At 50.7% G+C, this 13,043-nt stretch carries 7 protein-coding genes; 3 read left to right on the top strand and 4 right to left on the bottom strand.

Going from position 1 to position 13,043, the window contains the following annotated elements; translation table 11 throughout:
- Positions 1 to 112: 112 nt before the first annotated feature.
- The gene (locus ACNQKP_RS10420; protein WP_417864667.1) at positions 113 to 2,782 is read right to left on the bottom strand and encodes an RCC1 domain-containing protein; all 2,670 of its coding nucleotides are present in this window, start codon (positions 2,780 to 2,782) and stop codon (positions 113 to 115) included.
- Positions 2,783 to 3,033: 251 nt separating this feature from the next.
- On the opposite strand from ACNQKP_RS10420, the gene ACNQKP_RS10415 reads away from it, so the two are divergent.
- Both ACNQKP_RS10415 and ACNQKP_RS10410 read left to right on the top strand, forming a co-directional pair.
- Complete coding sequence (locus ACNQKP_RS10415; protein ID WP_417864665.1) at positions 3,034 to 3,951, top strand: FecR family protein; 918 nt, start codon at positions 3,034 to 3,036, stop codon at positions 3,949 to 3,951.
- A gap of 30 nt (positions 3,952 to 3,981) precedes the next feature.
- Positions 3,982 to 5,961: a tetratricopeptide repeat protein gene (locus ACNQKP_RS10410; RefSeq protein ID WP_417864663.1), complete on the top strand. Its 1,980-nt coding sequence runs from the start codon at positions 3,982 to 3,984 to the stop codon at positions 5,959 to 5,961.
- A 32-nt stretch (positions 5,962 to 5,993) separates the two neighbouring features.
- On the opposite strand, the gene ACNQKP_RS10405 is transcribed toward ACNQKP_RS10410, so the two are convergent.
- Both ACNQKP_RS10405 and ACNQKP_RS10400 read right to left on the bottom strand, forming a co-directional pair.
- On the bottom strand, positions 5,994 to 8,639 hold the full coding sequence (locus tag ACNQKP_RS10405; RefSeq protein ID WP_417864661.1) for a CHASE2 domain-containing protein: 2,646 nt from the start codon (positions 8,637 to 8,639) through the stop codon (positions 5,994 to 5,996).
- 13 nt (positions 8,640 to 8,652) lie between these two features.
- Positions 8,653 to 11,481 (bottom strand): hypothetical protein, encoded by a 2,829-nt coding sequence (locus ACNQKP_RS10400; RefSeq protein ID WP_417864659.1) that lies wholly within the window; start codon positions 11,479 to 11,481, stop codon positions 8,653 to 8,655.
- Positions 11,482 to 11,620: 139 nt separating this feature from the next.
- On the opposite strand from ACNQKP_RS10400, the gene ACNQKP_RS10395 reads away from it, so the two are divergent.
- On the top strand, positions 11,621 to 12,034 hold the full coding sequence (locus ACNQKP_RS10395; RefSeq protein WP_417864657.1) for a group II truncated hemoglobin: 414 nt from the start codon (positions 11,621 to 11,623) through the stop codon (positions 12,032 to 12,034).
- Here ACNQKP_RS10395 and ACNQKP_RS10390 read toward each other — a convergent pair.
- On the bottom strand, positions 12,031 to 13,014 hold the full coding sequence (locus ACNQKP_RS10390) for a PHB depolymerase (RefSeq protein ID WP_417864655.1): 984 nt from the start codon (positions 13,012 to 13,014) through the stop codon (positions 12,031 to 12,033). The genes ACNQKP_RS10395 and ACNQKP_RS10390 overlap by 4 nt on opposite strands.
- Positions 13,015 to 13,043 lie beyond the last annotated feature (29 nt).

Raw genomic sequence — 13,043 nt, 5'->3', positions numbered from 1 at the left:
GGCTCATCCCCTGTGATCCGGGCAGTTTCCATATTCACAGGCGGAATATCAACTGCGCCGGGCAGGGGATGAAGTAATTGCCGGACTGTCCAGAAAGTGGACAGGGCAGAATTTAATAGATCAGCTCCATAGGAGTATTGGCGTTCATCGGTGTGTTCACACCCAGTTCGCCTTCCATGCCTTCACCCCAGCAGACCACGCGGCTGGAGGTGGTGGCACAGGTTGTACCAGATCCCGTGGATACCTGAATCGGGGAGCCCCATGCTGAAAGCATGGAAACTGGAACCGGTTCGGTTTGATTTCCGGCGGCAGCGCCAAGGCCCAGGCGGCCATTGGAATTCAAGCCCCAGCATTTCACCAGGCCGCTGCCGATACCGCAGGCCATTTGCTCGCCAACTGAAATCGCCGTGTAGGTTGTTGCTGCATCCACATTCACAGGGGAGGTGACATTGTTGCCGGATGTGCCGTTCCCGACGTTACCAAAGCTGTTTTCACCCCAGCACTTCAACGCATTGGTGTTAGTGATACCGCATGTGCTCGTTGAACCAGCAGATACGGTGGAGTATTGAACTCCTGAGTCGATCAACACGGGATAAAGAGAAGAAGAGGTTGTCCCGTTCCCTAGTTTGCCACCCAGGTTGTTACCCCAGCACTTCAACTGATCGGTGGTGGTGATAGCGCAGGTGTGGGAGGCCCCTGTTGAGACAAATCTATAGGTGGTTCCGGCATCAATTATGACCGGAGTGCTGCGATAAACAGTCGTTCCATCACCCAGTTGTCCCGCACTGTTGGAGCCCCAGCATTTCAGGACATTCGAGTTCGTGATCGCACAGGAATGCATATTCCCGACTGACAGTTGCATGTAATAGTCGCCACCAGCCAGCGCTTCAGGGTAAGTGACAGTTGCTGTCGTGCCGTTACCGACCTGACCCTGAGCATTCTGCCCCCAGCACTTGATGTCGCCAGCCATGGAAAGACCACAGCCAAAGTCGGTCCCCATTTTGATGTAACTCCAGTCAACACCGGCTGGATTTACATAAGCAGGAATGTTAGAGGCCCCATTCAGGATGCGACCGCCGTTGTTGTTACCCCAGCAGAAGGTGCCGTAAGGAACTTTCGCGCAGGCCCCATTGAACGGAGACACGTTGATGTTTTCAGCACCCATCGCCAACGGACCGCGAACGTTGATGTTGTAAACACCATTGTTAAGACCGGGAGAACTGGCGCTTAATGGAAGGGAGATGGGCTGCATGGTTTTGATATAGAACGGCAGTGAGTACTGACCACCGTACAAGGTCATGTTCGGGCTTGGTGTCGTCATACAACTGCTTTCGTTGTAAAACTCTGTGTTACCCGAACCCAGAACGACCGGCATCTGAGTCGGAGCCATAACGGCCGTGTGCTGAGCGTTCACCAGTACGGCCTCATAAGCCGAGTTGTAACACTGGCCGCGAGTTGGGCCATCACGGTGACCGCGAACTTCAAAACCAAACGGAACGTTCGTTCCGCCACCACGGTAAACAGACTGAGTCAGAGTCAGGTAACCTGAGCCGGACATGGTCAGGGTGTTTTGCCCTTGAGCGCCGGTCATTTTCAGGAACACATTTGTGCCATAGGTATGAGCTGAAATTGTCGCGGTTGTGATCGATGACGAGCAATTTGAATCACCGTAGACGGTCAGCCCACTGGAAGGTGCCAGTGTGATCGTGGCCGCAAAGGAGCTGTACTCATCAGTTCCTGTGACATAGCGGCGTTTGATGGTAAATGGATAACAAAGGTCAGCAAGGATTGAGCGAGCACCCACGAGATCAAAACCTTTATCGCCGGATCCGACGTTTTGGAAGTTCGCCGTTGGAGTGCTTAGTACCGCTGATGATGACACAACTGTGGTGGCAATAACCAAGGCCCCCGGTGTGTCCGGCGCCTTTACGATGACATCTTTGAAGGACTGTCCTGCAGGGATGACGGCCGTGCTGTAGGCACCGATGCTCTGCTGACACTCATTGAAAGACGGATAGATTTCCAACGGTGAGCCATTGGCGGATACTGAGAACACAGTATCGGTGGCCAAGGATCCTTCGCGATTCTGAGCATCACGCAACGCCACTCCAAAACTGCTGCAGGAATAGGTCGTCAGCGTATTTGGAGGGAAGTAATCTTTTTGAATTGCCAGGACGGTTGGAATGACGCTGCCGCCACCACCGGGACCGTCATCCGGGAAATCGGGACCATCACAGGAATCAAACCACTTTTCCGGATCGTAAGTAATGTCGATGTCGATTTTCTTTTCTTCGCCAGCGACCAAGAGCAGCTTGCCGACTTCACCCAAAATATAAGGCTGAGACAAAGCATCACCAGGACCCGAAGTTCCTTTAAAGTCCTTGCAGGTGCCTTCCGGAGCATAGAAGCCGACGACGGTGATCACGCGGTCTTTGCCCGAGGTGACATCCATAGTAATGGAACCACCAGCAGGCACGCCACCAACCCATTCGCCGATAAATTTAGGTGTCATGCTGCCATCATCACGAGTGCAGACGTTTCTTCTCATGTTTGCTTCAGGACCACTGGCACCAATGATGTAGCAGTTGATGGGGCGATCACCGGTAAATCCCGTTGGTACGGGGCGAGTGCTTCCGCTCGTGGTCATGGCTTCGACTTTGGAAGACAGAGATTGTGTGCTGGGGAAGGTGATCTTAACTTTGGAAGATTCATCCAAAGAAAGACGATCACACGCCGTCAGCGCCCAAAGAGCCATAATCAGAATAACATGATGTTTTTTCATACTGTTCTTGTCGGCTTTTTGTCAGGGGCTCTAAATACTTAAAATCACGTCCCACTTTCAGGCATTCATTAAAATCTCTGTTTGGGTCTGGGAAATTTCAGGCTTGAAATAAACATTACCGAACACGCCCATCGTCCAGTGTTGAGTCTGAGACCTCAGTCTAAAACCGAGACGGGGGACAAAGTGTTTTTCTAATCCAAGAATTTCTCATCTAAACTATAGAGGTACTTAATAATTAGAGGATGGCGTAAATGGCTAAAGTCGTTGGCTTTGTTTGTTTCTTATTGTGCGTTCAAGTTCATGCCGCTGATAAAATGTATGGTGTCTTTATGGTAGTGAAGGGCGGTGTGCAGATTCACACAGAGGGAAAAACTGCTGCTGCTAAAGTGGGCGCAAAGGTTTATGAAGGCGACAAGGTCGTTACGGCCGCTGATTCTCGCGCCAAGATCGTGATGTCAGACCGCAACGTTCTGAATCTCAGCCCGGACACAACAATTGAAATCACTCAATATCAGAACGACGCGGCCACGGGCAAAAAGAACGTCGAGATCAAACTTTCTGGCGGTAAAATTCGCAGTAACGTTGAACAAACTTATGATGGCGAAAAAAGCAAATTCCAGATCAAAACTCCGACCGCTGTCGCGGGTGTGCGTGGGACTCAGTTCCAGGCAGGATTTGACGTAAAAACTCAGATGACTTCGATTGTGACCTTCAAAGGGGCCGTGTCTTTGGCAGCAGTGAATGCGCAAGGTAAAATGGTTGGTAGCCCTGTGATGGTTAAAAAAGGTGAGATGACAACGGCGGCTCCAAATGCGGCGCCAGAACCACCTAAAGCACTTCCTAAAGAGGAAATGAAACAAATCGACGGGGATTCTGTGGCATCCGCGGTGACGGCTCCAATTGAAACTGCGGCAGTTGAAGCCGGAGCTAACAACCGTGACGTGGCTTCTGAAGCCCCGGTTGCAGGCGCCGACAAACCAGCCGCACCGACGTCGATGATCGACAGCAAGGATATGGATCTGGGGATGGCTCAGGAAATCAAACCGATCGCGGCTCCAGTGGTGGCTCCGCCAACGGTGGTGAAAGCTCCGACTCAGGACACATTGAAGGACGTCAATCGTGCCATCAACGGTAAAACCAAGGTCGTCATTACACCTCGTCCGCGTTAATAACCACTTCAACCATCGAGAATGCAGCGTATGAAACTGGCAGCTTTGGGTTTAGCAGGAACCTTGATCGTGAATTCGGCTTATGCTTTGGATGCACGAATCTCTCAAACACAATCATTGGAAATTGAATTGCAGGACAGTGAGGGCGGGGCTGACGCCCGTCCCTTGCGTGTGCGCGACAGCGAATCGGGCAAAATGGCCCAGGTGATGCTGAACCGCCGTGGCGGCGCTGCCGGTCCCCTGACCGGGTTCTTTATTATTCAGTTCTTTATCGGCGACAATCGTCCGCGTGTGCTGGAGTTTTCAGCCCCCGGAAAGCCACCTTATTATGCTTATGCGATTCCGGGTGAAACTGTTCAGCGCATTGTGCTTTTCAAGTCGGCTGATGAACTGGCCAAGTTTGTGGCAGCCAATGAAAAGAAGCAGGTGGTAAAGCCGGTGGCGGCGGCCCAGGTGATGTCTCCACAAAATATCCGCAAACTTGAAAAACAGGATCGTGAACAGAAGCGTGTTCAGGAAAAAACTCAGCTGATGCTGGAAGAAGAGCAGGCCAAACAAAGAGCGGCCATGCTGGAACAGCAAGCGGCAATGAGTGCGGCAGAGAAAAAACGCAAAAAAGAAGAAGCTATCGGTTTGGTTAAAGAAGCTGATAAGTTCTATGCCCAAAAGAATTACGAAGAGGCTGAAAAGAAGTACGCCGCCGCCGTGGATCTGGATCCAGAATCAGACTCTTATTATTACCGTTATGGCGTGACCTTGTACAAGGTTGGCAACTACAACAAGTCTTTGGCGACACTTTCCATGGCGGATGTGCCGATGGATATGTCTTTGGAAAAAGACTATTACGTGGCGCTGAATCATCTGAAGCTGAAAGACTATGACAAAGCCCGCAAAGAGCTGATTGAAATCCGCTCTGAAAATGACCCGGCGCTAAGCCCGACGGCATCCTTCTTTGCCGGCAATATCGAAATGCAGCAGCAGAAGTTCCCGGAAGCCCGCACCAGCATGGAATACGTGCTGGATAATTCTCAGGATCCGCAGATGGACCGCGCAGCCGAAGACCTGCTGGCTCAGATCGACAAAATGCAGTCTTTCTATGAAAGTAAAAAAGAAAAGTACCGTTTCACCGGATTCATCGGTGCCATCTATGATGGCAACGTTCTGAATGTGGCGGAAAATAATGTCAGCACGGATGTGAAGGCTTATCGTTTGAACTTTGGTGCCAGTGCTTTGGCCGTTTGGAATCGCACACCGACTTCGGACTTTGGAACCCAGGTTGGTGTTTCGGATTATTATAGTACAGATACAAGCTTTAAGGACAACGCGACCTTGCAGACGGCCGACCCTTTGCAGATTGACCTGAGCCTTCCGTTCCATAAAGAATTTGAATACGCCAAGCGCTCTTTGAACTGGGAGCTTGTGCCGACTTACAAGAGCATCTTTATGAGCCCGACGGGCGGTACGCGCAAAGAAGCGATTAGTTCTTTGGGTGTGAACACCACGTTGTCAGCACCGATTCAAAGTGATGTCTTGATGGCCGGTCGACTGGATGTGTCCCATGAGCGTTCGCTGCTGGCAACCTCGGTAGGGGATGATGACCAGACCGCTCTTCGTTACGGATTCACGCTGTTGCCCACCTGGATTCTGGATCTGAAGGGCGAAAAGTCCCTGACACTGGATGCATCTTATCTGATCAATCAGGCAGAAGGGCGCAACTACCGCTATAAACGTTCGGCGCTGGGGCTGACTTATGCCTTCCCGGCGTGGTGGAAGTTCAATGGCAGTCTGCGTGGCGAGTATTCCAGTCAGAACTATGACGAAGCCACAAGCCCGCGTATTGATACGAACCCCATTGTGACAGCTGCCTTTAATAAGGATCTAAAGCGCAATGTGAACATGCTCCTAAGCCTGCAGTACAATGTGGGGGACTCGGACGAGGATTCTTACGATTACAACAAGTTCGTTGTGACCAGTCTTTTCACCTTCACCCACAGTATTCTGGGTAAGTAGGAATGAAGAAGCCACCTTGAAGGTGGCTTCTTTTATTTTGTTTTCATGACGTAAACCCCATCCCAGTCCTGTGGTGGCGGAGAATCCAGATACTCCTGACAGCGCTCAATATAAAGCTCACTGACGGGTTCTTCCGAGCCCCAGTTGCTTTGGGCTTTTTCAAAGACCTCTTTGGCTTCGGCAAAGCGTTTTTGATGATACAGTTCATATCCTGACTGGAACGATGTCATTAATTCGGCGGTTTTGTTTTTGGCCGGGCCCTCGCACACCAGTTCAAAGATGCGCACGGGTTCAAGTTTGCCTTTGACTCGCACGCGGTCAATTTCGCGGGCCGTAAAGGCACTTTTGACGTCATTGTAGGTGAATTCGCTGATCACAATACGAGTGCCGTATTCTTTGTTAATCCCCTCAAGACGGGACGCCAGGTTTACTGAGTCACCCATCACCGTGTAGTTCTGAACGATGTTGGAGCCCATGTTACCCACGCTCATTTCACCGGTGTTGATGCCGATCCCGATATCGATGTGCGGAAGTCCCTTGTCCGAGAACTCTTTTTGCAGTTCTTTCAGTTTCACCAGACTTTCCAGAGCGCAACGGCAGGCGTGGGCGGCGTGATTCGGGTCTTTCACCGGGGCACCAAAGAAGGCCATGATCGCATCACCCATGTATTTGTCGAGCGTACCGCTGTTTTTAAAGACGATATCGGTCATGGGGGTCAGATAAAGATTCAGCACGCGGGACAGTTCTTCCGGCGGAAGTTTCTCTGAAATTGTCGTGAATCCACGAACATCCGAGAAGAACGCTGTCATGCGCTCACGACGGCCCCCCAATTTCAGGTTTGCGGCGTCTTTTAATAGTTCATCCACGACCGCCGGGGAGACGTATTTAGAGAAGGTCGACTTAAGTTCCTTCTTTTTCTTTTCTTCCGTGAAGTACTTAAAGACCTGAATCGCACCAAAGCCCACAAAGGCACAGGCATAAATCAGGAAGGAATGAACCAATAAGTTGTTCTTGATAAACAGCCATAGATCCAAGGCCCCCAGGGCAAGGATGAAGACGACAAAGCCCAGAAGGGATGACAACGATCCAAGCAAAGCCCAAGCGACGGCCAAGGCGGTTCCGCCCGCAAACAGCACCACCGGAAGCCATTGGGCTTCTTGGTTCCACTGTTTTAGGAAGTGTTTGTCAAAAAGATTCGCCAGCATGGTCAGATGCAGCTCTGGCCCGGGATAGTTGGCTTCTAGCGGAGTATTACGCAGATCATACAGGCCCACAGCGGTGGCACCCACGATCAGGCTGCGGTCTTTGAAGAATTCTTTCTTGTCGTATTCTTTGGTTTCGATCACGAGCTGCTTGGAGTCCTGATTCATCACGCTGGTGGTGACTTTCACGGTCGGTTCGTCATTGAACAGCTCTTTGGCGGAAACATACGGTAAGGACATTTGACGGCCATAATAGTTGATCAACAGCTGGCCTGATCCATCCACTGGATAACTTGCGATTTTGACTTCCGGTTCTTGGGAGGTGTCATAGATATTAAACTGCTCCAGACTTTTTTCGCCGTCTTTGGCGGTCGCCATTTTCAGTTCAGCCCGATATGGGCCGGACAGCAGGAAGCTTTGCAAGGCCATGGAAGGAATGAAGCTTGTGCCCAGTTTGTGACCGGACCGGAAGAACAGGGGATAACGACGAACGTAACCATCGGCATCCAGCTGTGCGATAAAGCTTGAGGTGTAGTTCGCCGGAGTTTGCAGTTCCAGCGTGTTCGGAGTCCATTCGCCGTATTGCGGGATCGGATGGGTTTTATAGGCTTTACGAATGCGGGAACGCAGGTCTTCGAATTTCAGATTTTTCAAATCTGGAGCTTCGGCGACAACGTCATGGTAAAGCGTTTCGACCTGACCGATATTTTCTGGCGACAGGAAGATGTCGTGCTTGGTCAGCCAGGTTTTGCAGTATTCAAACAACGCCATGGACTGACGGGCCTTTAGATTGTTCTTTTGGAACGTTGAAAGGTCTTCAGGGGATTTTTTTCCCAGGCTTTTTAGCAGGTCATTTTGTTCACGATCCTGAATGGTTTGAAACAGGGCGGTGAAGAGCGGTGCCCAGTTCAGGTCATCGATAGCATGGGTTTCTTCATCAATCGCAAAGCTGGGATTGATTTTAACCAGTTGGTCTCCGCCAGTGGCCAGAAAAGCTTCTGCCACGCAAAGGTCTTGATGAGGCTGGAAGTCGACCAGGTTTTCACTGAAAGTTCCCAGAACAATGCGATCCGGGTTGTCCGCGATCACTTTGGCAAAGGCAGTGTCGGCCTGTGGGTTGGATGTTTCTGGTTCGGCAAAGATCACATCGAAGCTGATGGACTTGGCGCCAAGCTTCAGCAGGTTGTCAGTCATCTCCGCGACCATTTCACGGCTCCATGGGAAACGACCTATTTCGCGCACCGATGCATCGTCAATCGCAATCAACGCCACGGGGGCCTGACTTTGTGACGGGGGGCGGAGCTTGTATTTGATATCGTTAAAGCGCAGATCCAGAACCTCAATGCCTTCCAGGAAGGGGCTGTAGGGGCGCTGGATCGCGGGGGTGTCGACGTATTTGAAGTAATGGAACCCGAACCACATGAAGAGGGCCGACACGGTGATGCCAATCAGGATGCTAATCTTTTCTGTTTTCATGCTGTGTATTCTTTTATTGCCCTGTTAAGTTAATAAGCTGAACATTTCCCATACTGTCGGTCACAGACAGTTGAATGGCCCCGACCCCTTCGGCGGTGACAGAGATGGAACTGCTGTACTCAGAATAGTAGTGGCTTGCTGCACCCGAAGTTTTTTGAACAGTGTACGGAGGTACACCACCCTGGATATAAAGCGTGATCGAGTTGCCAACCAGAACTATCGGATCCGGCACCGGAACAAGCAAAGGCATGACCACCGGATTGATGGTCAGTTTACTGATCAGATCCGAATTGTAACCTTGAGTTCGTTCTGCATGTTCAGAGCTATAGGTGATATTTGCCGTTTGAGGGCTTTTGGCCTTCATATAGATGGTTTTGACACTTTCACCTGCGGCCATTGTGTAGTTGTTGGAATTGTAGCTGCAACTGCTGCTGTCATAGAAATCAACAAGGGCGGTGGAACCCGAACCTTGCATGATCGTTGTCGGCATAAATCTCAGAATCTGCCCGGCCGGAATTGTCACGTCCTGGTCTGAGGCATTTTTGGCAACAAACTCCAGTGCCTGGCAGCTTCCCACCGGAGGGGTTGAAGTCGAGCCGCCCGGCAAACGCACCGCCAAATGATGAACCAGCGGAGAGTTGTTGATAGTGCTTTGAACGGTGTTGCCAAAGCCCTCGGCTTTTAAGGTGGCGTTGTTTGGAATCTCAGTACCGACTTCGATTGCAAATTCGGCGATAGCGGAATTGCTGTAGCTTAGCTGGGTGATAGGGGATTTGGTGATGCAGTTATTCACCAGGCGCGTGCCGGCTGGCGGAGTGTAAGCTGTGCTTCCATCCAATTTATACCAGAAAAGATCCACTGTCCCGGAGGACTCGACGGAATAACCTGAGTTTGTCAGGCGCACCATCATCGGGAAACAGCCATTTTTGAAGAGCTTCAGTTCGGCAGTCGTGCCTGAATACCAACTTGAAGAGTTCATCGCCATTTCCATCTGATAAATGGTGGTCGGCGGCTCTGTGACTGAAACATAAAGCGGAGCCGGCGGGGTCAAGCCTGCTGAGTTGCTGGTTACGCTGATGTTGTAAGACAGCGGAGAGGCACTTTTCGTGTAGAAGTGGACAAAGGTACTTCCTGCTGCCATGGTCACATTTATTGTTGATGCGCTGGTACTGGTGCAAGTGGCATTGGTGTACAGAACGGACTGTCCTTCCGCATCGATTGTTGCCGTGACTCCGTTGGCATTTAAGATTCCTCCGGCAGAACTTGTCAGCGTGACTTCGATTCGGCGGCATTCATTGACCAGAGGTTGGGAGGATTGATTGTATTGATTGCTGCCCAGATGCAGGTTCATGCCTGTAGGAGGCTGGGAGGAAAAGGACCACATGCTAAATGGTACCTGAGAGCCAAAAGGGATGTTGTTTTTGCTAAGGCAAATGATGTAGTTGGTGTATTGATCAGGTGTAAATCCAATATTGCCTATAGAGAACTGTGCGGAGTCACCGGGGCCGCCCGGAAGTGAGTTGGTTCTTAGTAAAGACCAGCCTTGCTTACTCAGTTCTTCGGGTTCACAGCGATTGTCATACCCCATTGGTGCGTAGGTGCTCTGGGTTGACTTATAGATTTGATAGCTTGTGACCGCCTCTTTAAGGCCCGGCAAAAGAGAGACTTCAAAGTAAGGCCCGTTGGCATTGGCTCCCTGCTTGAAGGTGTTGCGATAAGTTGTAATTCCATCAGTGGATTTTTCTCTGACGGCCGCCAATCCCCGGCGCAAACCAGAGAGTCCTTCAATCGATTCCCAGAGCTCATTGCCGAAACTCGAGTTATCCAGAATCAGATAACGCTTGAATTCTTCCGCCAATGGCAGTGAAGAGCAGGCGGTGATGTCCATACCTCCGATGATGGATGCAAAACCCGCCGACACCTGCGGCGTTGTGCCTGTAAAGAAAGCCTTGATTGGCATGATGTCCAAAACGGAGTGACTTAGGTATTTGTTCCCGAAATAGACGTCGCCATTGTTTTTGGTGGTCTTGCTGAAAGAGCAGACTTTTTTATCATCCAACAGCGCCGCTTGAGCGGCAAAGAACCCGAGAAATCTGTTGTCGATACCACGATCCTGCCAATAGTTTGAGTTGTTCTCCCACTTGCGCTCCGAATGAGCAGGCATACGAATGCGCATCAGGTGTTTTGAAACTGGCAAAGAATCCAAAGTCCATTGATTTCCCAGCAATGAGCCGTCGGGCAGGACATAGTCCACAGCCACGTTTTTGAAAACAGTCGCTTCAAACCAACCACCCAGAATGTGACGGCGATCCACCACAATGCCAGGCTTGCCAGCAGGGCGGTAGACCATCTTCAATTCCCCGGAAGGCCCTTGATTCGCAGCCGTCAGGTAGCGACCGTACACACGACCTTCTTCTTCGGGTTGCGTTCCGCTGAGGTTATCCAACGGCACATCCGCTGAATCGGTTCCGCCGATCAAAGTTTTTGTCACATCGCCATAGTAGATGATCGCATTGTCATCATTGCTTCCAGTGCCGTACGCCGCAAGCACTTGAATCAGACGGTTGTTACCGGAAGGGATTTCCAGAGTCACCTCAGAGGGAAGAGACTGACTGTCGTGGGAATCCAAAATCAACGTGACCGGCTCGGCCATATCCGCTGCGGTGACTTGCACGGCAATGTGCTTTAGCGCAGAAACGGATTGGGCACCGGCTTTTCCAGAAACGGTTTTTGGAAGTTTCAAAGAGACTTTGCTGTCTTCCACGGCCATTCGATCACAGGCACTCAATAACAAGAGCATGGAAAGGATCGAAGTGACCTGCTGAATATTTAATTTTTTCATGAACTTAGACTCCACGGCGTGTTCATTTTTATCGGCTTTTTTACAGGGAATCTGAAGAAATCTCGGGCTCAATTAAGTCTCAAGATGTCTCAGAATGAAGCGAGTTGATACTTTGGTCCGGGAGTAGTAAGTTCTTGTAATGTCTGAAGAGAAAAAGCCCTACCAATTGCTGGGTGGCGAAGAAGTCCTTCGTCGTCTGTGCAAAAGATTCTATGAGATTATGGAAGCCCTTCCGGAAGCCAAAGGCATCCGCGACATGCATCCAGGGAACCTGCAAGGTTCCGAGGAAAAGCTGTTTATGTTTTTGTCCGGTTGGCTGGGAGGACCTGGGTTGTTCGTGGAAAAATACGGGCACCCAAGACTGCGCATGCGCCATTTTCCGTTCAAGATTGGAAAGTCTGAGCGCGATCAGTGGATGATGTGCATGGTTCAGGCTTTTGATGAGGTGAATATCGCCGAGCCGCTGCGCAGTGAACTTTTGCATTCACTGCTGCGTCTGGCAGATCACATGAGAAATGTGGAAGAACCCGAATTTCCGGAAAGCGCGGATTAAAGTCCGCGCACGCGTTCGATCATTTTCATCAGAGCCGACATTTGTGCGCCGGATTTGCTGACGTAATCAGGTCCGGTGAAGCCAAACCAGTCCCAGCACGCATAAGGATTTCCGCGGCTGTCGCGGGCCGACTGTGGATACAGCACAACGATGTTGTTGCTTTCAGCCCAGTCGTTGTATCCGGCCTGGGTGGCAAACTTATCTTGAATAAAATCCGGATTCATCTGGCAGCCATGCAACGCCACGTGCAGTTTGCAGGAAGCTCCTTTTTTGCAAGCTTCGGGAACATAGATCCAGCCATCGCGATAAAGCGGCGTTTTACTGTCACCAAAATCGGACTGCTGGAACTTGTGCAGATTTTCCGCCACCGCTGTCCCGCGCGGTTTTAAATCCGTATACATGTGCGAAAGAATGTCGCCTGCTGTATCAAAGTTGCATTTCAAAAGCCACGGCAGGGCGGCTATCGAGCATGGACCACCACTGGAAAGGGTCGGGAAGCCGTGGGCGGTTTCTGGAGTCGTCACCCGATGGATTTGATTTTTAGGAACATAGCTTTCGTAAAACTCAATCAGCTTGTCGCTGTTACCCAGTTTCACTACGGAATCTTTCGGGCTGGCGAAAATATAGATGCGGTGATCTTTTAAGTTTTCAAGAGAATCAATATCACCCTGGGCTGACAATTCACGGGCCTTTTCAATCATCAAGCGGCTGTCGATTTTATCAGGATTTCCCATGCACTGGGATTGGGCTTTTTTAGATTCGCCTTCTGAGCACCAGTAAATGCCACCAGCAATCGCACCAGCTCCGGAAAAGACCGAGGAAAAGGCCACATCCATTTGCACGGCCATAAAGCCGCCAGAGGAAACACCGGAAATAGTGATGCTGTGGGGATCAATGTTGTAACTTTTTAAGCTGTCGGTGGCAGGATCCGAAGCCTGAATGCAAAAGGGCACAAGCATTGCGCATAATGTTTCAAACATGGTGACCTCCTGATGAAGAAATCACCCCG

It is taken from the genome of Bdellovibrio bacteriovorus, assembly GCF_048286975.1.
Lineage (GTDB): Bacteria > Bdellovibrionota > Bdellovibrionia > Bdellovibrionales > Bdellovibrionaceae > Bdellovibrio > Bdellovibrio bacteriovorus_H.
The sequence above is the reverse complement of the archived record's forward strand: the minus strand, read 5'-3'. Positions and strand labels throughout refer to the sequence as shown.